The organism is Advenella mandrilli (assembly GCF_016595155.1).
GTDB classification, from domain to species: domain Bacteria; phylum Pseudomonadota; class Gammaproteobacteria; order Burkholderiales; family Burkholderiaceae_B; genus Advenella; species Advenella mandrilli.
Genome location: NZ_JAENGP010000013.1, coordinates 1 through 22,386 on the forward strand (window position 1 = coordinate 1; position 22,386 = coordinate 22,386).

Annotated in this window: 26 protein-coding genes and 1 riboswitch; of the genes, 14 read left to right on the plus strand and 12 right to left on the minus strand. The window is 50.9% G+C overall.

The features are described from left to right. The 5 genes from JHL22_RS11455 to JHL22_RS11475 all read left to right on the plus strand — a co-directional run. Nucleotides 1–801: tripartite tricarboxylate transporter permease (locus JHL22_RS11455; protein ID WP_200237493.1), on the plus strand; the 801-nt coding region annotated here is incomplete at its 5' end. A gap of 169 nt (nucleotides 802–970) precedes the next feature. Beyond that, nucleotides 971–1,576, plus strand: coding sequence for a TetR/AcrR family transcriptional regulator (locus JHL22_RS11460; RefSeq protein ID WP_200237495.1), 606 nt, complete (start codon nucleotides 971–973; stop codon nucleotides 1,574–1,576). 2 nt (nucleotides 1,577–1,578) lie between these two features. Further along, entirely contained in the window at nucleotides 1,579–2,733 is a 1,155-nt protein-coding gene (locus tag JHL22_RS11465) for an efflux RND transporter periplasmic adaptor subunit (protein ID WP_200237498.1), read from the plus strand. Further along, nucleotides 2,726–3,931: an ABC transporter permease gene (locus tag JHL22_RS11470; RefSeq protein WP_200237501.1), complete on the plus strand. Its 1,206-nt coding sequence runs from the start codon at nucleotides 2,726–2,728 to the stop codon at nucleotides 3,929–3,931. Before JHL22_RS11465 ends, JHL22_RS11470 begins: the two co-directional genes overlap by 8 nt. Nucleotides 3,932–3,936: 5 nt before the next feature. After that, nucleotides 3,937–4,653 carry an ABC transporter ATP-binding protein gene (locus tag JHL22_RS11475; protein WP_200237504.1) on the plus strand — a complete coding sequence of 239 codons (717 nt, stop codon included), beginning with the start codon at nucleotides 3,937–3,939 and terminating at the stop codon, nucleotides 4,651–4,653. A gap of 12 nt (nucleotides 4,654–4,665) precedes the next feature. Here the strand turns inward: JHL22_RS11475 and JHL22_RS11480 are convergent, their stop codons facing one another. Together JHL22_RS11480 and JHL22_RS11485 are read right to left on the minus strand one after the other, a co-directional pair. Beyond that, nucleotides 4,666–5,217 (minus strand): cob(I)yrinic acid a,c-diamide adenosyltransferase, encoded by a 552-nt coding sequence (locus JHL22_RS11480; RefSeq protein WP_200237508.1) that lies wholly within the window; start codon nucleotides 5,215–5,217, stop codon nucleotides 4,666–4,668. An 80-nt stretch (nucleotides 5,218–5,297) separates the two neighbouring features. Next, nucleotides 5,298–5,750, minus strand: a complete 453-nt coding sequence (locus JHL22_RS11485) for a universal stress protein (protein WP_200237511.1) — start codon at nucleotides 5,748–5,750, stop codon at nucleotides 5,298–5,300. A gap of 183 nt (nucleotides 5,751–5,933) precedes the next feature. Between JHL22_RS11485 and JHL22_RS11490 the strand changes: the two genes are divergently transcribed. Then, complete coding sequence (locus JHL22_RS11490; protein ID WP_200237513.1) at nucleotides 5,934–6,224, plus strand: copper-binding protein; 291 nt, start codon at nucleotides 5,934–5,936, stop codon at nucleotides 6,222–6,224. 91 nt (nucleotides 6,225–6,315) lie between these two features. Here JHL22_RS11490 and hslU read toward each other — a convergent pair whose 3' ends face one another. The 5 genes from hslU to JHL22_RS11515 form a co-directional block, all read right to left on the minus strand. Further along, the gene (hslU, locus tag JHL22_RS11495) at nucleotides 6,316–7,647 is read right to left on the minus strand and encodes an ATP-dependent protease ATPase subunit HslU (protein WP_200237515.1); all 1,332 of its coding nucleotides are present in this window, start codon (nucleotides 7,645–7,647) and stop codon (nucleotides 6,316–6,318) included. Nucleotides 7,648–7,659: 12 nt separating this feature from the next. Next, nucleotides 7,660–8,193, minus strand: coding sequence for an ATP-dependent protease subunit HslV (gene hslV, locus JHL22_RS11500; protein ID WP_200237517.1), 534 nt, complete (start codon nucleotides 8,191–8,193; stop codon nucleotides 7,660–7,662). Between the two features lie 69 nt (nucleotides 8,194–8,262). Further along, on the minus strand, nucleotides 8,263–8,715 hold the full coding sequence (gene dksA, locus JHL22_RS11505; protein ID WP_200237520.1) for an RNA polymerase-binding protein DksA: 453 nt from the start codon (nucleotides 8,713–8,715) through the stop codon (nucleotides 8,263–8,265). 125 nt (nucleotides 8,716–8,840) lie between these two features. Continuing rightward, nucleotides 8,841–9,932, minus strand: coding sequence for a CobW family GTP-binding protein (locus JHL22_RS11510; protein WP_200237522.1), 1,092 nt, complete (start codon nucleotides 9,930–9,932; stop codon nucleotides 8,841–8,843). Nucleotides 9,933–10,192: 260 nt separating this feature from the next. Beyond that, entirely contained in the window at nucleotides 10,193–10,684 is a 492-nt protein-coding gene (locus JHL22_RS11515) for a Fur family transcriptional regulator (protein WP_200237525.1), read from the minus strand. Between the two features lie 177 nt (nucleotides 10,685–10,861). Between JHL22_RS11515 and JHL22_RS11520 the strand changes: the two genes are divergently transcribed. The 4 genes from JHL22_RS11520 to JHL22_RS11535 are packed head-to-tail and all read left to right on the plus strand — an operon-like array spanning nucleotide 10,862 to nucleotide 13,628. After that, a complete protein-coding gene (locus tag JHL22_RS11520) occupies nucleotides 10,862–11,059 on the plus strand; it encodes a hypothetical protein (RefSeq protein WP_200237527.1) in 198 nt (65 codons plus the stop codon). Further along, entirely contained in the window at nucleotides 11,056–11,766 is a 711-nt protein-coding gene (locus JHL22_RS11525) for a metal ABC transporter ATP-binding protein (RefSeq protein ID WP_200237529.1), read from the plus strand. Before JHL22_RS11520 ends, JHL22_RS11525 begins: the two co-directional genes overlap by 4 nt. Further along, nucleotides 11,766–12,629 (plus strand): metal ABC transporter permease, encoded by an 864-nt coding sequence (locus JHL22_RS11530; protein WP_200237532.1) that lies wholly within the window; start codon nucleotides 11,766–11,768, stop codon nucleotides 12,627–12,629. The genes JHL22_RS11525 and JHL22_RS11530 overlap by 1 nt, the downstream gene beginning before the upstream one ends. Nucleotides 12,630–12,644: 15 nt before the next feature. Further along, entirely contained in the window at nucleotides 12,645–13,628 is a 984-nt protein-coding gene (locus tag JHL22_RS11535) for a metal ABC transporter solute-binding protein, Zn/Mn family (RefSeq protein ID WP_200237534.1), read from the plus strand. On the opposite strand, the gene xerC is transcribed toward JHL22_RS11535, so the two are convergent. The 4 genes from xerC to JHL22_RS11555 all read right to left on the minus strand — a co-directional run bounded on the left by xerC (nucleotide 13,629) and on the right by JHL22_RS11555 (nucleotide 17,098). Next, the gene (xerC, locus tag JHL22_RS11540; RefSeq protein ID WP_200237536.1) at nucleotides 13,629–14,582 is read right to left on the minus strand and encodes a tyrosine recombinase XerC; all 954 of its coding nucleotides are present in this window, start codon (nucleotides 14,580–14,582) and stop codon (nucleotides 13,629–13,631) included. Between the two features lies 1 nt (nucleotide 14,583). Further along, nucleotides 14,584–15,240, minus strand: coding sequence for a DUF484 family protein (locus JHL22_RS11545; RefSeq protein ID WP_200237539.1), 657 nt, complete (start codon nucleotides 15,238–15,240; stop codon nucleotides 14,584–14,586). A 4-nt stretch (nucleotides 15,241–15,244) separates the two neighbouring features. Further along, nucleotides 15,245–16,129, minus strand: coding sequence for a diaminopimelate epimerase (dapF, locus tag JHL22_RS11550; RefSeq protein ID WP_407926773.1), 885 nt, complete (start codon nucleotides 16,127–16,129; stop codon nucleotides 15,245–15,247). Between the two features lie 78 nt (nucleotides 16,130–16,207). Then, nucleotides 16,208–17,098 (minus strand): lysophospholipid acyltransferase family protein, encoded by an 891-nt coding sequence (locus tag JHL22_RS11555; RefSeq protein WP_200237545.1) that lies wholly within the window; start codon nucleotides 17,096–17,098, stop codon nucleotides 16,208–16,210. A gap of 412 nt (nucleotides 17,099–17,510) precedes the next feature. Here JHL22_RS11555 and metK point away from each other — a divergent pair, with 412 nt between their 5' ends. The 4 genes from metK (at nucleotide 17,511) to metF (ending at nucleotide 21,649) form a co-directional block, all read left to right on the plus strand. Further along, a complete protein-coding gene (metK, locus tag JHL22_RS11560) occupies nucleotides 17,511–18,674 on the plus strand; it encodes a methionine adenosyltransferase (RefSeq protein WP_200237547.1) in 1,164 nt (387 codons plus the stop codon). Nucleotides 18,675–18,763: 89 nt separating this feature from the next. After that, nucleotides 18,764–18,878: riboswitch (S-adenosyl-L-homocysteine riboswitch) on the plus strand. 72 nt (nucleotides 18,879–18,950) lie between these two features. Beyond that, on the plus strand, nucleotides 18,951–20,348 hold the full coding sequence (gene ahcY / locus JHL22_RS11565) for an adenosylhomocysteinase (RefSeq protein ID WP_200237550.1): 1,398 nt from the start codon (nucleotides 18,951–18,953) through the stop codon (nucleotides 20,346–20,348). Between the two features lie 121 nt (nucleotides 20,349–20,469). Beyond that, complete coding sequence (locus tag JHL22_RS11570; RefSeq protein WP_200237554.1) at nucleotides 20,470–20,805, plus strand: phage holin family protein; 336 nt, start codon at nucleotides 20,470–20,472, stop codon at nucleotides 20,803–20,805. A 1-nt stretch (nucleotide 20,806) separates the two neighbouring features. After that, the gene (gene metF, locus JHL22_RS11575; RefSeq protein ID WP_200237557.1) at nucleotides 20,807–21,649 is read left to right on the plus strand and encodes a methylenetetrahydrofolate reductase [NAD(P)H]; all 843 of its coding nucleotides are present in this window, start codon (nucleotides 20,807–20,809) and stop codon (nucleotides 21,647–21,649) included. A gap of 117 nt (nucleotides 21,650–21,766) precedes the next feature. On the opposite strand, the gene JHL22_RS11580 is transcribed toward metF, so the two are convergent. Then, nucleotides 21,767–22,381: a 5-formyltetrahydrofolate cyclo-ligase gene (locus tag JHL22_RS11580; RefSeq protein WP_200237560.1), complete on the minus strand. Its 615-nt coding sequence runs from the start codon at nucleotides 22,379–22,381 to the stop codon at nucleotides 21,767–21,769. Between the last annotated feature and the right edge of the window lie 5 nt (nucleotides 22,382–22,386).

Here is a 22,386-nt window from a genome sequence, read left to right on the forward strand (position 1 = left end):
ATCGGCAGCCTGTATCCCAATAAACAGGAGTTCAAGGAAGCAGCACCTGCTGTACTGCGCGGCACCTTGCTGGGCTCCGCCCTGGGTATCCTGCCCGGTGGTGGTGCGGTATTGTCTTCTTTTGCCTCTTATACCCTGGAAAAGAAAATTTCCAAAAATCCCGAGCGTTTCGGCAAGGGTCACCCTGCCGGTCTGGCGGGCCCCGAGTCTGCCAACAACGCAGCGGCACAAACCTCCTTTATTCCATTGCTGACACTGGGTATCCCCGGTAACGCGGTAATGGCTTTAATGGTCGGTGCCATGACCATTCACAACATCCAGCCTGGTCCACAGGTCATGAGTAGCCACCCAGAGCTGTTCTGGGGCCTGATTGCCTCTATGTGGATTGGTAACCTGATGCTGGTGATTCTGAACCTGCCATTGGTTGGCTTGTGGGTCAAACTGCTGAAGGTGCCTTACCGTGTCCTGTTCCCGGCTATTTTGCTGTTTTGTACCATTGGCGTATATTCATTGAACTACAACGTGTTTGATATTTATGTCATGGGTATCTTCGGCATCATCGGTTACATCTGGACCAAGCTCAAGTGTGAAGGCGCGCCTTTGCTGCTGGGTCTGGTGTTAGGCCCAATGATGGAAGAGAACTTCCGCCGCGCGCTCTTGCTGTCCCGTGGTGACTTCCTGACCTTTGTCGAACGTCCGCTATCGCTCACGCTGTTATTGATGGCCGCAGGTCTGGTGATTCTGGTCGCCCTGCCATCCATCCGCAAGAAACGTGAAGAAACGTTTGTCGAAGAGGAATGAAGATAGTTAATTGGCTGTTTGCTGGCAAATAAACCTTGCCATGCAAAAAAACGCCCTTGATGTCATTCAGGCATCAAGGGCGTTTTTTTGTTCGGACTGGCAATATAAAGCGTGAATGTTTAAGCAATTTTGATAAGATAGTAATCAATTACTATCTTCAAGGTGATATATGGAAACCACGGGCAAGAAACTGACTGCGGCCGAGCGCAAGTCAATGACTGTTACTTCAGTTGTTGAACTGGCGGGTGTTCTTAATCCAGCAAATATCACAACTGCCGCCATTGCCAAAGAAATGAATTTGACACAGGGCGCCTTGTTCCGTCACTTTTCCAATAAAGAGGCCATCTGGGAGGAGGTGATGACTTGGGTTGAGCAAACCCTTTTCGGGCGGGTCATGAAAGCGATAGAGAGTAATCCACATTCTGCGGTGGCAGCACTGGAAAGCGTATTCATGCAGCATGTTGATTTTGTGCTTACCTACCCAGGGGTACCCAGGATCTTGTTTGGTGAATTGCAGCATGTCGAAGCCACACCCGCCAAGCGGATTGTTCAGGATTTAATCCAACGCTATGGAGAGCGCATCAAGCAGTTGCTTGAGCAGGGTAAGGCACAAAAAGAGATTGTTTTCGATCTGGATTCGGGGGCAGCGGCAACCCTGTTTGTAGGCACGCTCCAGGGTTTGGTGATGCAATCCCTGCTTGCGGGTGAGATTCAATTAATCAATAAAAATGCCCAATCGGTGTTTGCTTTGTATCTACGTTCAATCAGGAGCTAAAAATGGCCAGAATTTCCATGCGGTCAAGAAAACTGGGTCTGTTGCTGATCATTTTGCCCCTGTTGGTTTTATTTGCTTATGTGGTAATCCGTACTGGCCCTCTGGCACCGGTACCGGTTACGGTCACACAGGCCAAAATCCAGGCGGTTTCGCCAGCGGTGTTTGGGGTCGGGACGGTCAGTGCCCGTTCCACGTATAAAATTGGCCCAGTCATGACGGGCAGATTGCTTGATGTATCGGTCAATGTCGGTGACAGGATCGATGCGGGGCAGTTGCTTGGGGAAATGGATCCGGTTGATCTTGATGAGCGGATCCGTTCCCAGGAAATAGCGCTTAAACGGGCTGGTTTGCAGCATACTCAGGCCAAAGTCAAATTTGAACATGCCGGTGTGCAGCTTAAGCGTTACCGTAAATTGTTCGCTTCGCGTTCAAGCAGTGAAGAAAGCCTGAATATTATGGAACAGGAGTATCGGGTTACGCAGGCAGGGCTTGATGCGGCGGCAGAAGATATTACCAAGGCAAGGGCTGATCTGGATGCCTTGATGAACCAGAGAAAATCACTGCGATTGATTGCACCTGCCGGCGGCATCGTGACCTTGCGCAATGTGGATCCCGGTTCTACGGTGGTTGCGGGGCAGGCAGTGCTTGAAATAGTTAATCCGGCAGAAGTTTGGATTGAGGGCCGTTTTGATCAATCCAGTGCCATTGGACTAGCGGCCGATTTGCCAGCCAGTATTGTGTTGCGTACGCGCGGACATGAAGTGTTCCCTGGCAAAGTATCACGAATAGAGCCGAAGGCGGATATGGTTACTGAAGAAATGCTGGCAAAAGTGAGTTTCGTTTCTTTGCCTGAACGGATCCCCTCGTTGGGAGAGCTCAGTGAGGTAACGGTGCATTTGCCTGAAATAACCGGTTTTGTGGTTATTCCCAATGCTTCACTGGTGCGGGTAGGGAACCGGCAGGGTGTCTGGCGGGTAGTTGATAAAAAGTTGCAGTTTGTTCCCGTGGAGCTCGGTGTGATGGATCTGGACGGCAATGTGCAGGTCATGTCGGGGATACAGGAAGGCGACCAGGTTGTTGTATATAGAGAGAAAGCGTTGACGGCCAATAGCCGGATCCTGATTTCCGATCAAATTCCAGGGGTGGCAAATGATTAACCTGGCTTCCCGGGATATCTTGCACTCTTGGGGTAAATTTATTTTTACAGGTATGGGGTTGGGTCTGCTTATCGGGGTTACCCTGGTTATGGCGGGCGTATACCGGGGACTGGTTAGCGATGGCAAATCATTGCTGGACAATAGTGGAGCCGATGTCTGGGTTGTGCAACAGGATACACTGGGTCCCTATGCAGAACCTTCAAGCCTGAATGATGATGTGTATCGTGGCATCCTTGGTATTCCTGGTGTTGAACAGGCAACTAATATTACCTACCTGACCATGCAGGTTCGTCATAATGATACGGACGTTCGTGTGATGGTGGTAGGGATTGCGCCGGGAATGGCTGGAAAAACACCCGGCTGGCCCCGGTTTCTGGTGGCGGGGCGGCATATCACGCGCAGTCATTATGAAGCTGTTGCGGATATCGCCACTGGCTTGAAGCTGGGCGATAAGATAACTTTGCGTCGTAACCAATATACGGTTGTTGGTTTGACCCGGCGCATGGTGTCTTCAGGTGGTGACCCGATGGTGTTTATTCCCCTGAAGGACGCTCAAGAGGCCCAGTTCCTGAAAAATAACGAGGCCATCTGGCTGGATCGGCGTAAAACGCAGGCCAATCCCGAATTCAATCGGCCGAATGTGCCCGGTTTGCTTGACAGCATTCTTACCTCAAGAACCAGTAACCTGTCGGTCAATTCGGTGCTGGTGACCTTAAAAGAGGGAGTTGATCCGGTGCAGGTCATCACCAACATAGAACGCTGGAAATACCTGACGGCTTACGGGCGGGCAGATATGGAAGATATCCTGGTCGGTAAAATGATTGCCACATCAGCACGTCAGATTGCCATGTTTCTGATTATTCTGGCGGTCGTGAGCGCTGCGATTGTCGCTTTTATTATTTATACGTTAACGATGGATAAAATACGGGAAATTGCGGTGTTAAAGCTGATTGGTACCCGAAATTTCACGATCGCATCCATGATTGTGCAACAGTCCGTGGTGCTGGGTATTATCGGATTTGTGGTGGGTAAAATCACCTCCAGTTTTTCTGCGCCTTATTTTCCCAAGTATGTCCTCATCATGCCCGAAGATTCAATCATGGGTTTTGTGGCGGTGATGATTATTTGCATATTGGCCAGCCTGGTGGCGATTCGCATGGCATTGCGGGTTGATCCGGCTGAAGCGGTTGGGGGGTAATGTTAATGTCACAACGTGTTGGTGGTGTCAGGATCGAGAACCTGAAAAAGCAGTATGGACAGGGGGAAAATGCATTCCTTGCCCTTAAAGACGTGAATATGCAGGTTGCGCCCGGAGAAGTGGTAGGGCTTATCGGTCCATCGGGTTCGGGCAAAAGCACCTTGCTTAAATGCCTGGGGGCTATTATTGATCCCACCGAGGGAGTCATGAAGCTGGGTGATCAGGTCATTTATGACCAGGGTTGGAAAGTGCGTGATTTGCGCGCCTTAAGGCGCGATAAAATCGGTTTTGTCTTCCAGGCCCCTTATCTTATCCCGTTTCTTGATGTGGTCGATAATGTGGCTTTGCTTCCTATGCTGGCCGGCGTGCCCAATGGCCAGGCAAGGGAGAAGGCCTTGCATTTGCTGGAAGCGCTTGATGTGGCGCATCGGGCCCAGGCGATGCCCTCCCAGTTGTCCGGTGGTGAGCAGCAGCGGGTTGCCATTGCCAGGGGCCTGGTTAACCGGCCACCGATTATTTTGGCTGACGAACCGACTGCCCCTTTGGATAGCGAGCGGGCACTGGCGGTTATCCGTATCCTGAATGACATGGCCCGCGAGTATGAAACCGCTATTATTGTCGTGACGCATGATGAGAAAATCATTCCCACTTTCAAGCGTATTTATCATATCCGGGACGGGATTACCTATGAAGAGGCCGGGCAGGGGCGTCCCATCAATTGAGGGACGCTGTTGTTACGCTGTTTTTTCTTTTTGCCAGAAAACATCCTGGCGCCCGGCTTCTTTGTTAAGGATACGGGCAAGCATGAAAAAATAATCGGACAGGCGGTTCAGGTATTGCCTGCCGACATCGCTTAGGGGTTCGCGTTGGTCGAGGGCAACCAGACTGCGTTCCGCCCGCCTGCAAATGCTGCGGCAGGCATGAGACAGGCTGGCTTGCCGTGTGCCCCCCGGCAGAATGAATTCTTTCAAGGGAGGCAGTTCAGCCAGTGATTGTTCAATTTCTGTTTCCAGAAAAGTCACATGGCTTTCTGTCAGGGCAGAATAACCGGGCACACACAGCTCCGAGCCCAGGTCAAATAAATGGTGCTGAATGCGCTCCAGCGCGGCCTGGATGCCAGTAGGTAGTGGTTCGCAAGCAAGCAAGCCGATAAAGCTGTTGAGTTCATCAACCTGGCCGATCGCTTCAATGCGGGCATCATCTTTGGCAATACGGGAGCCGTCTCCCAGACTGGTTGTACCGGCATCACCCGTTTTGGTCACGATCGAGGTTAAACGGTCAGGCATGATAGATCCTTGTTCAGGCAGTTGATGGTGGGGCAAATAAAAAAGCCATCAAAAGATGGCTTTTTTATACTGCCAGAAAATTATTTTTTTTCTTGGGGAATAATGGTGACGGGGCAAACGCCTGCATTGATAATGGCATAGCTGACGCTGCCCAGGACGCCACTGAATACCGGGTTTGTACCACGAGAACCCATGACAATCAGTTCGATGCGGTCTTCGCCTTGGGCGCTATTGCGGACTTCGTCAACAATGCGCTCTTTGGGGTCACCGATATCCAGTTTAAGATTATAGGTAACGCCAGCCGCTTTCAGTTTGTCTTCAACGCCTTCGGTTGCTTCTTTGAAAAGCTGTTGCTGATATTCTTCAAGGTCTGATTTGTTGAAGAATGTTTTGGCATGAACGGTTCTGAAACTGGGTTGAACGTTAAGCAGTAGAATTTTAAAACTGGATACTTTTGCCAGGGAAATTGCCCAGTCTAGCGCCTTGACTGCGTTGGGCGAACCATCGAAGGGGACTAATATTGTTTTTGCCATTCATTGCTCCAAAGTTACTGTTATATTTTCAAGTCAAATTACAAGTACAACTCATATTCTAACGTAGTTTTTTACTAAGAAAAATGAAATGCCTTTAGGCCTGTAAAGTAATTCATTTTCTCTTTTTTAGCGTAATTTTGTGTACTATAAAACTATGGTTTTTCTTGTCGATAAGGAGTTTTCATGAAAAAAATGCTACTGGCGGCAACGCTGTGTTTTGCCGGTGTACTGGCGGCTGGCCCGGTATTGGCACAGACTGTGGCCAGTGCCACCGGAGAGGTGCGTCGGATTCAGGCAGATAAAGGGAAAATCGCGATTAAACATGGCGTGATTACCGAGTTGAAATTGCCAGCAATGACATTAATTTATAATATAGACAGGGTTTTATTGAAAGATATCAACCCGGGTGATGAGGTCAAGTTCAAGGCATTGCACCAGGACAATCAGTACATTATTATCGAAATTCGCAAGTAGTAAAGGCTATTGCGTAAATTGCCCCCGCAGGGCTGCCGTGGTTAATATGGTTGGCCGGATGCGGGGGCAATGTGTATTGGCTTTGCTGGAATTAAAGCACGTAATGAGCCAGATTGGGGCTTTGGACGGTTTCTTCCAGTTTGCTGTTGACGTATTCGGCATCAATGCGAATGGTTGCTTCATTGCTGGCCGTGGCATCAAAGGAAAGATCTTCCAGCAGTTTTTCCATGACGGTATACAGTCTGCGGGCGCCAATGTTTTCGGTGCGCTCATTAACGTCAAACGCCAGCTCAGCCAAACGCTTGATACCTTCATTGGTAAAGTCCAGATGGACATCTTCAGTCGCCATCAGGGCCGTGTACTGCTTGATCAGGGAATAATCGGTGCTGCTAAGGATTTCAACAAAGTCTTCGGCTGTTAACGAATCCAGCTCAACCCTGATCGGGAAACGGCCTTGTAACTCGGGAATCAGGTCTGAGGGGCGTGACAGGTGGAAAGCACCCGAGGCAATAAACAGAATGTGATCAGTCTTGATCATGCCGTATTTGGTGTTGACGGTTGTGCCCTCAACTAATGGAAGCAGGTCGCGCTGAACGCCCTGACGTGAAACGTCAGCGCTGCTTTGTGATTGACGTGTGGCGATTTTGTCAATTTCGTCCAGGAACACAATGCCGTTCTGCTCGGCATTTTTAACCGCCGCGTTGCGAATTTCTTCGTCATTGACGCGCTTTGCCGCTTCCTCTTCAACCAGAAGCTTGAATGCGTTTTTAACAGTCATTTTTTGTGTTTTCCGCTTGTCGCGGTTTAGTCCGGCAAACATACCCTTCAATTGCTCGGTCATGTCTTCCATGCCTGGAGGCGCCATGATTTCCATTTGTGGCAACTGTTGCGCCACGTCGATGTCAATTTCGAGATCATCGATTTTGTTTTCACGCAAGCGTTTGCGGAAATTCTGGCGGGCGCTGTTTTCTTCGCGGATAGGGTTATCGTTAGCATCACGGGCGGGCGCAACCAGCACGTCAAGAATGCGGTCTTCTGCGGCATCTTCGGCCTGGGTGCGTACGCGACGCATTTCCAGTTCGCGGGTTTGTTTGACAGAGATATCAACAAGGTCACGGATGATGGTGTCGACATCACGGCCCACATAGCCCACTTCGGTGAATTTGGTGGCCTCAACCTTGATAAAGGGAGCATTGGCCAGCTTGGCCAGCCTGCGGGCGATTTCGGTTTTTCCAACGCCGGTAGGGCCAATCATGAGGATGTTTTTAGGAGATATTTCGGTACGCAGGGGTTCTGCCACCTGCTGACGGCGCCAGCGGTTGCGCAGGGCGACCGCAACGGATTTTTTGGCCTTTTGCTGGCCGATAATGTTTTTGTCCAGTTCAGAGACAATTTCTTTGGGCGTCATTACGCTGGTTGTCATGAGGTATCCTGATTAAAGCGTTTCAACAACGTGATTCTGGTTAGTGTAAATACACAGATCACCGGCAATTTCAAGCGATTTTTTAACGATTTCGGCGGGCGTCAGGCTGGTATTGTGAAGCAGTGCCAGGGCGGCAGATTGCGCATAGGCACCGCCTGAGCCGATGGCAGCAAGGCTGTATTCGGGTTCAAGGACATCGCCATTGCCGGTAAGCACTAATGTGTGATCTTTGTCGGCCACAATTAACATGGCTTCAAGCCTACGCAGGGCGCGGTCGGTGCGCCAGTCTTTGGTGAGTTCAACGGCAGCGCGCATCAGGTGGCCCTGATGTTTTTCAAGTTTGGCCTCGAAGAGTTCCAGAAGGGTAAAGGCGTCGGCAGTGGCGCCGGCAAAACCTACCAGGACCTTGTCATTGTAGAGGCGACGGATTTTGCGGGCAGTGCTTTTGAAAACGATGTTGCCCAGTGTGACCTGGCCATCGCCACCAATGGCAACCTCGTTGCCGCGGCGAACACAAATAATGGTAGTAGCGTGAAATTGTTCCATGAAATTCTTCCTGTAGTTTCCGTAGATGGGGCTTGCAGGAAGAATTTCAAGGGAGGGAAAAAAAGATTTTTAATCCCCGTAAAGTTTTTGGCGTTTTTCGCGTCTTTCCTGGGCTTCCAGTGAAAGGTTGGCGGTTGGGCGTGCCAACAGGCGACGCAGGCCAATGGGTTCTCCGGTTTCTTCGCACCAGCCGTATTCTTTGGATTCAATAAGCAGCAGGGATTGCTGCACTTTCTTTAGCAGCTTGCGCTCACGGTCACGGGTACGAAGCTCCAGGGCGTGCTCTTCCTCGATGGTGGCACGGTCTGCCGGATCAGGAACAAACTGGGTTTCGCGAAGGTTTTCTGTTGTGGCATCCGCGTTATTGAGGATGTCTGCTTCCAGTGTTTTGAGCCGTTCCTTGAAGAACGCCAGTTGCTGCTCGTTCATGTAGTCCTCTTCTGGCATGGCGAGGAGCTGCTCTTCGGTTAATAACGGTTGTTCTGTGATTGTGTCGGTATTTTTAGCTGATTTAGTAGCCATCAAACACTCCGTTCAGTAGTACTGCTAATTAATCAAATCAATGAAGGCGTGTTCAGGAAGTATCAATTATTATATAAAGGATCGAGAACATGCCTTCACCGTGTGTTAAAAATTTACTACCAGCTTTAAGCAAGGCATTGCGTCAGGCCGTTGGTAAATACGTCTTTGGGCAATTTTCGACCAATGAAAACCATTTTATTGTAAGGTTTTTCTTTGGGGCCCCAGAGTTTTCCGGGTTCTGCACCCATGAGCATGTGCACGCCCTGGAACAGCATTCTTTGTTTGACGCCTTTCATATACAGGATGCCCTTGTAACGGTAAAGGTCGGGACCAAAAACCTGTACCACACCACTCAGGAATTCTTCCAGGCGTTGGGGATCGAAGGGTTTGTTGGAAGAAAACACAAAGGCACCGATTTCATCATCGTGATGGGCGTGATGGTGGTTATGTTCGTGATGGTGCTCATGATTGCAGTGTGCATCGCACTCATGATCATGGCCATGATCGTGATGATGGTCATGATGATCTGCTTGCTCGTCTTGCAGGAACTCCGGATCGATTTCCAGAATGCTGTTCAGGTTGAAGCCGGTGACATCGAGTATTTTGTCAAGATCGGCTTCACCAAAATGCACGGGCATGATTTGCGCGCGGGGATTCATGTGCAGCAGGCGATGTTTTAACGAGGCAAATTCTTCATCGCTGACCAGGTCTTTTTTGGAAATCAGGAGACGGTCTGCAAAACCCACCTGTTTCTGTGCTTCGGGTTGGGTATCCAGGGTTTGCATGCCATGTTTGGCGTCTACGACCGTGATGACGGCATCAAGACGGTAGTATTCGGCAATGTCATCATCCATGAAAAAGGTCTGGCAGACCGGACCAGGATTGGCCACACCGGTGGTTTCAATAATCACGCGCTCGAAATTGAGCTCGTTGTTGATACGGCGGTTTTTAAGGTCTGTAAGCGTCTTGAGTAAATCACCGCGAACCGTGCAGCAGACGCAGCCGTTGTTCAGTTCGATGATTTCTTCATCACTGTCCTGGACCAATAGCTCGTTGTCGATGCTTTCGGGCCCGAATTCGTTTTCGATGACAGCAATGCGCTTGCCGTGAAATTCGGTAAGGATTCGCTTGAGTAACGTGGTTTTTCCTGCACCAAGGAATCCGGTTAGAACGGTGACAGGAACCATTTTATTGGCTTGAGCCTGGGTAACAGTCATAATTTTGCTTCTTAACTAACATCGCAGGCAGACTTTGCTGCATGGCGAGAATTTTTAATATAATCGGGCAATTACATCACAGCTTTCATTATCTGGCAAACAGATATCAGTGTCTTTACAAAAAATTGAATCAATTTAGATATAAACCCTAATGCTGCCAGTACAACCCAAGGAAAAAGCGTTTTTGTGATGCAACATCCCATGATGGGGGCATTAATGCAAAATGCAAGGCCTGGGCCGGATTTTGCGTATTGAATGTATTAATGATTGTCTTTGGATTGGTTTTTTGCCTTGCATTGTGCGCAGGTGGCCCTGATTTCCGTTTCGTTGGATGTTAAGGAAAAACCGGTATTGGCAATCAGCTTTTTAAGCTGGCTACTGATTTCAGGCGCACTGATTTCAACGACTTTGCCACATTGTGTGCAAACCACCAGCAAATCGTGGTGATGGCTGTTGACATCGATACAGGCAGTCCAGGCGTTGACGGCATCAAGGCGGTGGATAAGCCCCTCTTCTTCAAGAAACTCAAGCGCACGATAAACGGTTGGTGGTTTGGATTTTGGGTGAATGAGAAGCATGGCATCAAGAAGCTCATAGGCTTTAAGGCTACGGGACTCTTCAAGCATGAGCCTGAGTACCTGCTGGCGGATGGGCGTAAGCCGTTTGCCACGAGACTCACAGAGCTGCTCGGCTTCAAGCAGTCGCTGGTCGACCGATTTATGCGAGTGAGAATGGGTATGAGTGGAATGCATGAACGTTTTTAATCGTAAAAATAATAAGTTGATACTTTAGGCCAATGTACCACGAAGCGAAAAAAGTATGTCGGCAAGCATAATTTTAATGACATTAGCCATTATTTTATGTTTTAATATGTTATATCATATCATTTGTTGATTTTTTTTACGTTTATTCAACTTTGCGCAACTGTCATGCAAACCTCATTATCCAGCCGCCCTTCCGTTCCTGTCCATGCCGCTAAGCAGCGGATTCAGTCCCCGTTGCTCGATTCCGCATTGGCAAGGGTGATTCAGGTCGGGCTTTTTCTGGCGCTTATGTGGGCAGTCACCGCTTATGTCATGGGCTGGGTTCCAGGGGTCAGCACACTGGTTTCAGGTATGACCCTGTGAATCCTGTTATCCGCCTGAATGATGTATCGCTCGGGTGGCGGGACAAACCGGTGCTCCAACATGTTTCGGGGCAGTTCAATCAAGGTACGCTTACTGCTATCCTGGGTGCGAACGGTGCCGGTAAATCCACGCTGGTTAAAGGTATCATCAATTTTCTCAAGCCAACTGCGGGCAGTATTGAAATTGCCCGGGCTTTTCGCAAGGAACTGACCTTGCTGCCCCAGCTTAGCGATCTGGATCGCAGCTTTCCCATTACTACCTACGAACTGGTCGCCATGGGCGCCTGGCGCCGGATTGGGCCTTGGCGACAATATGGCAAGGCAGAACGTATCCGTATCAGTCATGCGCTTGAAAAGGTGGGTTTGCAAGCCGTTGCCGACCAGCTGATTGGCAATCTCTCGGGCGGGCAGTTGCAACGGGCCCTGTTTGCCCGCTTAATGGTGCGTGACGCACAGGTATTGCTGCTTGATGAGCCTTTTGCCGCGGTTGATGAAGATACTTGTGAAGACTTGATGCGCATTATTTTGAACTGGCATGCCGAAGGGCGAACCATTATTGCCGTTTTGCACGATGTGGACAGGGTCAGGCAGTGTTTTCCCGAGACGCTTTTATTGGCCCGGCAAGTCGTGGCCTGGGGTAAAACCGCTGATATCCTGACCGAAGAAAACCTGCAGCAGGCCCGTCGCCTGTCCCTGGGTGGTTTCTAATGGGCTTATACGATATTTTCCTGTCCCCATTTGTCGAGTTCGGATTCATGAGCCGGGCCCTGTTTGGTGCCATTTTCCTGGCTGTGGCAACCGGTCCACTAGGCGTGTTTCTTATTTTGCGGCGCATGAGCCTGGTGGCTGACTCTATGTCACATGCCATATTGCCCGGGGTGGCGGCAGGTTTCCTGATTGCCGGGGTTTCTTTAACGGCTATGTTGGTCGGAGGGATGTTAACCGGTTTGCTGGTGGCCCTGCTGGCCGGTGTGGTGTCACGGCTTACCTCCCTCAAAGAAGACGCCAGTTTTGCCGCTTTTTATCTTATTTCCCTTGGGCTGGGTGTGGTGTTGCTGTCCCTCAAGGGGTCCAATATGGATTTGCTGCATGTGCTGTTCGGTTCCGTGCTGGGTCTTGATGATCAGGCTCTGCTGTTTATCATGGTGATCAGCAGCCTGACTATCTTGGTTTTGTCTTTAATTTACCGGCCCTTGATTATCGAATGCCTTGATCCCGGTTTCCTGCGCTCAGAGGGTGGGGGCGGGTCGCTGGTTCACATGATGTTCCTGATCCTGCTGGTTGTGAACCTGGTGGCTGGTTTCCAGGTGCTGGGTACCTTGATGGTGGTGGGCATGATGATGCTGCCGGCCGCCGCCGCCCGATTCTGTGGGCGCACGGTTGGCAGGCAGCTGGTGCTGGCCGCCGCCATTGGTGCCTTGTCAGCCTATGCCGGTTTGCTGGTTTCCTATCATTACAGTGTGCCGGCTTCATCCTCCATTATTCTGGTTGCCGGCCTGTTTTATATTTTGGGCTTGATGTTTGGCCGGCACGGTGGCGTTATTCGCAGTCACATTCGTTTTTTTAATTAATAACAGGATCTATTCATGAAATTCCAGACTTACCTGAAAGGGGTGCCAGCCATGGTGTTGGCGGGTTTGTTGGCCAGTGCCTTGCCCGTCCATGCCAAGGCCCCCATCGACGTGGTGGCCAGTTTTTCCATTCTGGCGGATATGGTGAAGACGGTGGGTGCAGATCAGGTCAATGTGGTTTCACTGGTGCCAGCCGATGGTAATTCGCATGAAGTTGAGCTGACGCCTCAGGATATCAAAAAAGTTTCTTCTCCCGATACCAGGCTGTTGTTTGTCAACGGGCTTGGTCTTGATAGCTGGACAGACCGTTTGCTGGCTTCTTCGGGTTTCCAGGGCAAGGTGATTGTGGTCAGTGATGGCGTGAAAGTGCGTAAACTGGATGAAGAATCCAGTCATGAGGCGCATGATCATGACGAACACGAACACGAACACGAACACGAACACGAACACGAACACGAACACGGGCATGATCACGGGGAGTTTGATCCGCACGCCTGGCAGGATCTGGCCAACGGGCAGGTTTATGTTCGCAATATTGCCCAGGCTTTGTCGCAGGTTGATCCCGAAAATGCCCCATTGTACGAGCGCAATGCCCAGGATTACATCCAGCAGATGCAGGCGCTTGATGAACAGGTTCGCAAGGTCATGGCAGACATTCCCGAGGGGCGTCGGAAAATCGTGACAACTCACGATGCCTTTGGTTATTTTGCCGATGCCTATGGGCTTGAAGTGATTGCTCCATTGGGTATCTCTACGTCGGCCGAGCCTTCTGCCAAGGCGATTGCAGAGGTCATCAGGCAAGTCAGGGAGCAGCAGGTACCTGCCGTTTTTCTGGAAAATGTGAAAAATAATAAATTGCAGGATCAGATTGCCAAAGAAACGGGCGCAAAAGTGGGCGGGATGCTGTATTCGGATGCCTTGTCCTCAACCGGTGAAGCCACTTCTTATCTGGGGATGATGCGTAGCAATATCCGGGTGATTACCGAGGCGATTAAATAATTATTTTTTGCGTTTGGCTCTTGGGTGTGCCTGGTCATAGGCTTTGGCCAGGTGCTGGAAATCCAGCCGGGTATAAATTTGCGTGGTGGATATATTCGCATGACCCAGCAGTTCCTGCACCGCACGCAAGTCCTGGGCCGATTGCAACAGGTGGCTGGCAAAACTGTGGCGTAATACATGCGGGTGGATCTGGCCGGGCACATCTGATAGCTGGGCAAATTTTTTCAGTTGCAGCTGAACGACCCGTGGCGAGATGCGTGCGCCGCGTTCCCCTAAAAAAAGGGCGTTTACATCGTTTTCAGGCGTGGCCGGTTTCAGCAGCGAAGGACGGGTCTGCAGCCATATTGAAATGGCTTCTTGTGCTTTCTTGCCCAATGGTGCCAACCGTATTTTATTACCTTTTCCCTTTACGGTTAATTCCTGTTCTGGCAAATTAAGCCAGCCGACCGACTCATAATTGTCTTTTTTAATGTAATGCGTGTCCAGTTGCACCAGTTCGGCCAGCCGCAGGCCGCTGGCGTAAAGCAGCTCGAACATGGCCTGGTCGCGCAGGTGGACCGGATCGTTTTGAAGGTTTCTGGCCGGATGATCCAGCAGAGCCTGGGTTTGCTCTACCGATAATGCTTTGGGCAGGCTTTTGGGCACCTTGGGGGTTTTGACATTTTTGGCTGGATTAATGCTTAATTTGGCCAGTGGTACCCACCATGTATAGAAACCGCGCCAGGCGGACAGAATACGTGCCAGACTACGAGGGCTCATTTGGCTGGCATGCAGGCGGGCAATGGCGGTGCGGATTTGCGGGTGTGTGATGGTGGCCAGGTCGGTGTCGGGATGCAGCCTTGCCAGCTGTGCCAGGTCTCTTCGGTATGCCGCCAGGGTATGGGCCGAATAACGCTTGTTGGTGTGCAAGTACGCCAGCCATTGCTCCATGGCGGCAGGCAGGCAATGGCGCATTTTATTTGATAAGGCGGCTTAGGCTGGCACTGGCTAGTTGCCCCAGTTTTTCCAGGAAAGCCGTACCCATGTCAGGGGTAAAGTGCTCTTCATGGCAAGAGCCAAAAACCAGCAGGCCAAATGTCCGGTCTTCTGTTCTCAGGGGGACAAGGGCCACCGAAGCGGGCTTTTCTTCAAGCCATTCATGGGCAGGCAGATAGCCCTCAGGACCACAATAAGGCTTTTCCAGTGAGTGGGCGTAAGCCTGCAGCCCGGCATCTTCATCAAGCTTGAGTTTTTTTGCCCGGAGCATGGGCAGATCCCACAGACGAAGGGATACATCAAGCTGTTCAAAGGCCTGCTTCAGGCTGGCAATAATGCTGGCAGGCAAATTCTGGCTGTTTTTTTCGGCCAGCATCTGAGTGCACCAAAGTGTCATGCTATTGCTGATGGAAGCGTTTGAGTCGGCATTGTGCATCAGTTCAGCCAGTTTCCACTCTAGTGCCTTGCTGCGCTTGCGCAGGGTCATGACTTGACGGGCACCTAAAGACAGGGTGCGGTCGGCATAAGGGTGCGGAATGGACAGGCTGGCAAACAGCTGGGCATGATCTTCAAAAAATGAGGGATTGTTTTTCAGGAAAATGGCCACTTCATCCGGCTCAAACGTTGTTTCTGACATAGGTTTATTCATCCTGTAAGCAAAAGTCTTTAACCAGTTTATCAATATCAACCTGACCTGAAAACACGGTGGTGGCCGGGCCGGTCATTTGCAAGCGGGTACCATCCCATTCAACGGTTAATTGCCCCCCCCGGGTCTGGACGTTGACCGGTGAGTCAAGCAGGCCCCGGCGAATGCCGGTGGCAACGGCGGCACAAGCCCCGGTGCCGCAGGACAGGGTTTCACCTACGCCACGCTCGTAAACGCGCAGCCGAATCTGGTTGCGGTTGATAATCTGCATGAATCCGACATTGACGCGATTGCCAAAACGGGGGTGGGATTCGATGAGTGGCCCCTGTTCGGCAACGGGAGCGGTATCAATATTGTCAACCAATAGCACTGCGTGCGGATTGGAAATGGCCAGCACTGACAGGGCCGCTGTGCCTGCATTGGGCAAGGGCAGGTTCCAGAGGGTTTCTTCATGCGCCTGGCAGTGGCTTAAATCTTCTGCGTCAAAGGGCAGGGCAGCCGGGTCGAAACGGGTCAAACCCATGTCAACGGTAACGCTATTGTTTTCTTTTTCTTCAAGAATGATCAGGCCGGTGGCAATTTCTGCTTTGAGCGGGTTGCGACGGGATAAGCGTTGTTCGTGTATAAAACGCACAAAACAGCGGGCACCGTTGCCGCAATGCTCAACCTCGCTACCATCGGCATTGAAAATGCGATAGCGGAAGTCGGCTTCAGGGTGGGAAGGGTTTTCCACCAGCAGAATCTGGTCGGCACCGATACCAAGCTGACGATGGGCCAGGGCGCGTGCCCGTTCAGGGGTCATTTCAATGGGCTGGCTAACGCCATCGATAACGATAAAGTCATTGCCCGCGCCATGCATTTTTGTAAATTGCCAAATCATAGGTGCCTGATGCATAAAAAAACCAAACTCATTATGGACTGAAAATTCCTAGTGTGCGGCTTTGTTGCCGGGTCTGTTTCAATAAAATTTTTCCTCGCCGTCGGGGCGGGTCTTGAAACGGCGATGGACCCAGTAATACTGGCTGGGTTCTTGCAAGATCCATTGCTCAAGTAAATGGTTGATGCGGGTGGTTGCCGCCTCGATGCTTTGTTCTCCGGGAAAATCTTTTAAGGGGGGCAGTACCTGGATATGATAGTGGCCGGTTGCCGGATCCCAGCGGCTGACAATGGGCACTACCGCCGCCTGCCAGGATTTGGCAATTTGTGCCGTGGTGGGCAGGGTGGCAGCGGGAATATTGAAAAACGGCACGAAAATGGAACCCTTGCGGCCAAAATCCATGTCGGGCAGGTAATAAACCGGCGTGCCTTCTTTCAGGTGGCGCAGCATGCCACGCACTCCTTCTTTGCGGCTGATCAGGTGGATCTCGTTGAAGCGGCCGCGCCCTTCACGAACAATATCGTCAATGTCCGGGTCGTGCTGCGGTGTATACATGGTAGCCGCTTTTTTCAGGGACATGGAAAGGCGGGTGGCAGCGGCATCAAGCGGTACAAAATGGGGGGCCAGCATCAGGATGGGACGTTTTTCCGCTAGGAGTTGTTCTATGTGTTCAAAGCCCTGCATATGGATGGTTGCCCGGATGTTTTCCGGTGAGCCGAACCAGAACAGGCCGCGATCGACAATGGATTGGGCTAGGACGCGGAAGTGCTCTTTTTGCCATTGTTGGCGCTGCCGGGCTGAGGCGTCGGGGAAACACAGTTCCAGGTTTTTGCGGACAATAGCGGCCCTGCGCTTCATGATAAGGGGTGACAGGGCACTGAGTAGCCAGCCAAGTTGCTGGCGTCTCTTGTGTGAAGTATTGCCAAACCAGCTGAAGATGGCATCAAGGAGTTTTCTTTTGGTGGATTTCATGCAATTGGAAAAAAGGCGATATAAACGCAAAGAACCATAAACAAGCAAGGTTTCAATATGGTTTTAATAAAAAACAATTTAACACATGCTGCAATTGGATGGAAAGGCGAGGGCCCTGAAACGGGAACCGGAGATGGACAACGGACATGCCCGGGACCGTCTTGGGCCGTTTTTAAACTATTTGCAAAAAATCTGTTAAGTAAATAGGGGCTTTGCTTGGAAAAATTTATAAATGTTTTAAAATGACCGGCAGTCGCTGAGTTAACCGACAACTTGCGGGGCGACATGGACTGGTTTCATAAAACACCGCTAAAGCGTCGCGCCTTTTGTTATTTCATCTGAAATAAGGGTGCTACGCGTTCTTACTTCCAAAACGTCGGAGTTTCTGACATTAATAAAAGGACGCTGTTAAATGGCTCAAAACGATTTTTTATTTACTTCCGAGTCTGTTTCTGAAGGTCACCCCGACAAGGTGTCTGACCAGATTTCCGATGCCATCCTGGATGCCATTCTTACCGAAGACCCGACGGCCCGGGTTGCTGCCGAAACCTTGTGCAATACCGGCCTGGTCGTGTTGGCCGGTGAAATCACGACAACGGCAAACATTGATTATATCCAGGTTGCCCGCGATACGATTAAACGCATTGGCTACGACAATACCGCTTATGGTATTGATTACAAAGGTTGTGCCGTGCTGGTTGCCTATGACAAGCAATCACCCGATATCGCCCAGGGCGTGGATCGCAGTCCTGATGAAATCCTTAACCAGGGTGCCGGTGACCAGGGCTTAATGTTTGGCTATGCCTGCGATGAAACACCCGACCTGATGCCCGCCCCTATCTGGTATGCCCACCGTCTGGTGCAGCGCCAAAGCGAATTGCGCAAAGACGGCCGCCTGCCATGGTTGCGTCCCGATGCCAAGTCACAGGTTACCTTCCGCTATATTGACGGTAAACCGGCAGAAGTGGATACGGTGGTGCTGTCTACCCAACATGCCCCTGAAATTTCACAATCTTCCATTCGCGAAGCGGTGATTGAAGATATTATCAAGCCCAGTTTTCCTGAAGGCCTGATTACCCCCAAAACCAAATTCCTGGTGAACCCAACCGGTATTTTCGTGATTGGCGGTCCGCAGGGTGACTGTGGTCTGACCGGGCGCAAGATCATTGTGGATACCTATGGTGGTGCCTGCCCGCACGGCGGTGGTGCTTTCTCGGGTAAAGACCCTTCAAAGGTAGACCGTTCGGCCGCCTATGCGGCCCGTTATGTAGCCAAGAACATTGTGGCCGCAGGCCTGGCACGCCAGTGCCAGGTCCAGGTCAGTTATGCGATTGGCGTGGCCGAACCCATTAATATCACGGTTTATACCGAAGGCACTGGCGTTATCCCCGATGACGAAATCGCCTTGCTGGTGCGTGAGCATTTTGACCTGCGTCCACGCGGTATTGTGCAAATGCTGGACCTGTTGCGACCTATTTACAGCAAAACCGCTGCTTACGGTCACTTTGGCCGCGCCGAGCCCGAATTCAGCTGGGAAGCCACCGACAAGGTCAATGCACTGAAAAACGCCCGTTAACGGGTTCATGCAAAGGGTGTTTTGCCATCTTTGGTGGCGAGACACTTTTTGAACTTTCAAGACCACGTTTGGGGTAAACTATTCCGAACATTTCCGAGGGGCGCTGCGACAGTTTTCCTGTTGTGCATGATTGGGATCATGCGCTTAACAGTGCAATCTGCCAGGCTCGGAATACATTTTTTCATGTAACGGCGCTCATCATTAACCTGCTTTGTAGTTGATGGTGAGACAAGCTCGCATTCATTACCAAAGCAGCATTTATTGGATTTTTTTACAATGACTACTGCTGATTATAAAATTGCTGATATTTCCCTGGCCGGCTGGGGACGTCGTGAGTTAAGCATTGCCGAAACAGAAATGCCCGGTTTGATGGCAACCCGTGAAGAATTTGCCGCTTCACAGCCCCTGAAAGGTGCCCGTATTGCCGGTAGCCTGCACATGACCATCCAGACCGGTGTGTTAATTGAAACCCTGGTTGCCCTGGGCGCCGAGGTGCGCTGGGCGTCTTGCAACATTTTTTCTACCCAGGACCATGCCGCCGCCGCCATTGCCGAGCGTGGCATTCCCGTGTTTGCGGTCAAGGGCGAGTCGCTTGAAGAGTACTGGCAATATACCCATCAAATTTTTGAATGGCCAGGCGAGCAGGCCAACATGATCCTTGATGACGGTGGCGATGCCACAACCCTGTTGCACCTGGGTGCCAAGGCAGAGAAAGACATTTCCGTGCTGGCCAACCCTGGCAGTGAAGAAGAACGTGTGCTGTTTGCCGCCATCAAGGCAAAACTGGCCACTGACGCGACCTGGTACTCAATCCGCCTGGCACAAATCAAGGGCGTGACCGAAGAAACCACCACCGGCGTTCATCGCTTGTACCAGATGTCACAAAAAGGTGAGCTGCAGTTCCCGGCCATCAACGTGAACGACTCGGTCACCAAATCCAAGTTTGACAACCTGTATGGCTGCCGTGAATCCCTGGTTGACGGCATCAAGCGCGCCACCGATGTCATGATTGCCGGCAAAGTGGCTGTGGTGGTGGGCTTTGGTGATGTGGGCAAAGGTTGCGCACAAGCCTTGCAGGCCTTGCGTGCCCAGGTGTGGGTTTGCGAAATTGACCCCATTTGTGCCTTGCAGGCCTCTATGGAAGGCTATAAAGTGGTTACCATGGACGAAGCCGCCGACAAGGCCGATATTTTCGTAACGGCTACCGGTAACTACCATGTGATTGACCGCAGTCATATGGAAAAAATGAAAGACCAGGCGATCTTGTGCAATATCGGTCACTTCGACAATGAAATTGACGTGGCCGCGATAGAAGACCTGCAATGGGAAGAAATCAAGCCCCAGGTTGATCACATTATTTTCCCCGATGGCAAACGCATTATTTTGCTGGCACAAGGCCGCCTGGTCAACCTGGGTTGTGCAACCGGCCATCCTTCTTTTGTGATGTCTGCGTCTTTCACCAACCAGACCATTGCCCAGATCGAACTGTTCACACGCACCGAGGCCTATAAAAAAGGCCAGGTCTATGTGCTGCCCAAACACCTTGATGAAAAAGTGGCTCGTCTGCACCTGAAAAAACTGGGTGTACAGTTAAGCACGCTGTCACCACAGCAGGCTGACTATATCGGGGTTCCCGTAGACGGTCCCTTCAAGCCCGATCATTACCGTTATTGATCAGGAAAAACAGGCAATCCGGCTATCCTGAAATATCCGGATTGCACATGCGTTACTATGGATTTATTGTATAAAAGCTGTCGTTAAGGCAGCTTCCCGATCCCGTTTTCTGGAGCAACAAATGTCATTAATACTTACCTGGTTGTTGCAGGCATTGGCGCTGATGGTGGTTGCCTATATCCTGCCCGGTGTCACGGTTGCAAGTTTTGGCTCGGCCCTGGTGGCCGCTGTCATATTGGGACTGGTCAATACAATTATTTATCCTGTCCTGGCATTCCTTACCATTCCCATTACCGTTGTTACCCTGGGCCTGTTCCTGTTTATCCTGAATGCTTTGTTATTCTGGCTGGCCGGCTCTATTTTCAATGGGTTCCAGGTAGATGGCTTCTGGTGGGCACTGGCCGGGGCATTAATCTATAGTATTATTTCAGGGATCCTTTTAAGTCTTTTGAATTAATATGAGTTCGTTTTCCAAAGAGTCATTCAGCCTGGAGTTTTTTCCTCCGCGAGACCAGGCTGGACGTGAGCGTCTGGTGGCTACGGCCAAACAGTTGCAAATTATCAACCCGAATTATGTCAGCGTGACTTTTGGGGCCGGTGGTTCAACCCGCGAAGGGACGGCAGAAACGGTGCGGCTGTTTTCCCAGATGGGTTACGACGCTGCCCCGCACTTGTCATGCATAGGGGCCGACAAGGCCAGCATTTGCCAGATTCTGGATGCCTACCGTGCAGAAGGGGTTCGGCGCTTGGTTGCCTTGCGTGGTGATTTGCCTTCGGGCATGGGGGTGGTCAGCAGCGACTTGCGTTATGCCAGTGACTTGGTGGCGCTGGTTCGCGAGCATTCCGGTGACTGGTTTCATATTGAAGTGGCCGCCTACCCTGAAATGCATCCGCAGGCACAGGGGTTTGAGCAAGACGTAGAGCACTTTGTGCAAAAAGTTCGGGCGGGTGCCGACAGTGCCATCACGCAGTATTTCTTCAATGCCGATGCTTATTTCAGTTTTGTGGATCGCGTGCGCGCCAAAGGCGTGGATATCCCGATAGTGCCGGGCATTATGCCCATTACCAATCACACGCAACTGGTGCGTTTTTCACAAATGTGTGGTGCTGAAATTCCGCGCTGGATCCGTTTGCGTCTGGCCGAATTCGGTGACGACAAACCGTCTATCCGCCAGTTTGGTGCGGAAGTGGTTACTAAATTGTGCCAGGAATTGATTGATAATGGTGCGCCCGGCATTCATTTTTATACGCTTAATAATGCCGAAGCCACCCTGTCTATCTGGGAAAACCTGAGTTACTGATTTTGGTTCGGCACGATTTGTTTTTTAAGAGACACCGGTTGAAAGACCGGTGTCATGTTGACACCCCTTTGAATAATGGGGCTTTTCGTGCAATCCGGTGCCAGTTCGCGAGTCCAATTATTTAAGCGGTGCATGCAGCCCGGATGGCGTCAGGATATAGTCAAGCGGGATATCATGCGACTCGGGCGTATAGGGTACGGTAATTTCCCCTTCATCCCAGGCAATGCCGATTTTGATGAAGGTATGTCCTTTTTCGTGCAACTTTGCCAGGGTGCGGTCATAATAGCCTTTGCCATAGCCAATTCGGTGTCCATCGCGGGTAAAACCCAGGGTGGGTACCAGTATGATATCGGCAGGCAGCGATTTTTCACTTAACTGCGGCTCGGGTATATTGAATTTGCCGGGGTGTAATGGTGTTGTTGCCGTCCATCGATAAAATTCCAGTGAACTGTCCGGTTTTGTGATGCGGGGCAGGCTAAGTTCATGGCCCTGCCGGTCCAGTTCGGTTAGCAGGGGGATCAGGTCAGGTTCTTCTTTGATGGGCCAGAATCCGGCAATCTTGCATGTAGGTTGCGGATGCCTGGTGACAAACTGGCTGAACCACGTCATGAAGTGCTGCCGTATTTGCTCACTGTATTTTTCACGGGTTAATGCCGTCAATGCCTGGCGGGAAGCCGTTAGCCATTTACGTATTTCCTGATTGTTCATGCGTGCGGATCGGGTTAAGTTCATAGGTA

Excerpts from the sequence above, each read along its gene's own strand:
- JHL22_RS11460 (WP_200237495.1), top strand. The coding sequence starts at position 971 with ATGGAAACCACGGGCAAGAAACTGACTGCGGCCGAGCGCAAGTCAATG.
- JHL22_RS11465 (WP_200237498.1), top strand. The coding sequence starts at position 1,579 with ATGGCCAGAATTTCCATGCGGTCAAGAAAACTGGGTCTGTTGCTGATC.
- JHL22_RS11470 (WP_200237501.1), top strand. The coding sequence starts at position 2,726 with ATGATTAACCTGGCTTCCCGGGATATCTTGCACTCTTGGGGTAAATTT.
- JHL22_RS11475 (WP_200237504.1), top strand. The coding sequence starts at position 3,937 with ATGTCACAACGTGTTGGTGGTGTCAGGATCGAGAACCTGAAAAAGCAG.
- JHL22_RS11480 (WP_200237508.1), bottom strand. The coding sequence starts at position 5,217 with ATGCCTGACCGTTTAACCTCGATCGTGACCAAAACGGGTGATGCCGGT.
- JHL22_RS11485 (WP_200237511.1), bottom strand. The coding sequence starts at position 5,750 with ATGGCAAAAACAATATTAGTCCCCTTCGATGGTTCGCCCAACGCAGTC.
- JHL22_RS11490 (WP_200237513.1), top strand. The coding sequence starts at position 5,934 with ATGAAAAAAATGCTACTGGCGGCAACGCTGTGTTTTGCCGGTGTACTG.
- hslU (WP_200237515.1), bottom strand. The coding sequence starts at position 7,647 with ATGACAACCAGCGTAATGACGCCCAAAGAAATTGTCTCTGAACTGGAC.
- hslV (WP_200237517.1), bottom strand. The coding sequence starts at position 8,193 with ATGGAACAATTTCACGCTACTACCATTATTTGTGTTCGCCGCGGCAAC.
- dksA (WP_200237520.1), bottom strand. The coding sequence starts at position 8,715 with ATGGCTACTAAATCAGCTAAAAATACCGACACAATCACAGAACAACCG.
- JHL22_RS11510 (WP_200237522.1), bottom strand. The coding sequence starts at position 9,932 with ATGACTGTTACCCAGGCTCAAGCCAATAAAATGGTTCCTGTCACCGTT.
- JHL22_RS11515 (WP_200237525.1), bottom strand. The coding sequence starts at position 10,684 with ATGCATTCCACTCATACCCATTCTCACTCGCATAAATCGGTCGACCAG.
- JHL22_RS11520 (WP_200237527.1), top strand. The coding sequence starts at position 10,862 with ATGCAAACCTCATTATCCAGCCGCCCTTCCGTTCCTGTCCATGCCGCT.
- JHL22_RS11530 (WP_200237532.1), top strand. The coding sequence starts at position 11,766 with ATGGGCTTATACGATATTTTCCTGTCCCCATTTGTCGAGTTCGGATTC.
- JHL22_RS11535 (WP_200237534.1), top strand. The coding sequence starts at position 12,645 with ATGAAATTCCAGACTTACCTGAAAGGGGTGCCAGCCATGGTGTTGGCG.
- xerC (WP_200237536.1), bottom strand. The coding sequence starts at position 14,582 with ATGCGCCATTGCCTGCCTGCCGCCATGGAGCAATGGCTGGCGTACTTG.
- JHL22_RS11545 (WP_200237539.1), bottom strand. The coding sequence starts at position 15,240 with ATGTCAGAAACAACGTTTGAGCCGGATGAAGTGGCCATTTTCCTGAAA.
- dapF (WP_407926773.1), bottom strand. The coding sequence starts at position 16,129 with ATGATTTGGCAATTTACAAAAATGCATGGCGCGGGCAATGACTTTATC.
- JHL22_RS11555 (WP_200237545.1), bottom strand. The coding sequence starts at position 17,098 with ATGAAATCCACCAAAAGAAAACTCCTTGATGCCATCTTCAGCTGGTTT.
- metK (WP_200237547.1), top strand. The coding sequence starts at position 17,511 with ATGGCTCAAAACGATTTTTTATTTACTTCCGAGTCTGTTTCTGAAGGT.
- ahcY (WP_200237550.1), top strand. The coding sequence starts at position 18,951 with ATGACTACTGCTGATTATAAAATTGCTGATATTTCCCTGGCCGGCTGG.
- JHL22_RS11570 (WP_200237554.1), top strand. The coding sequence starts at position 20,470 with ATGTCATTAATACTTACCTGGTTGTTGCAGGCATTGGCGCTGATGGTG.
- metF (WP_200237557.1), top strand. The coding sequence starts at position 20,807 with ATGAGTTCGTTTTCCAAAGAGTCATTCAGCCTGGAGTTTTTTCCTCCG.
- JHL22_RS11580 (WP_200237560.1), bottom strand. The coding sequence starts at position 22,381 with ATGAACTTAACCCGATCCGCACGCATGAACAATCAGGAAATACGTAAA.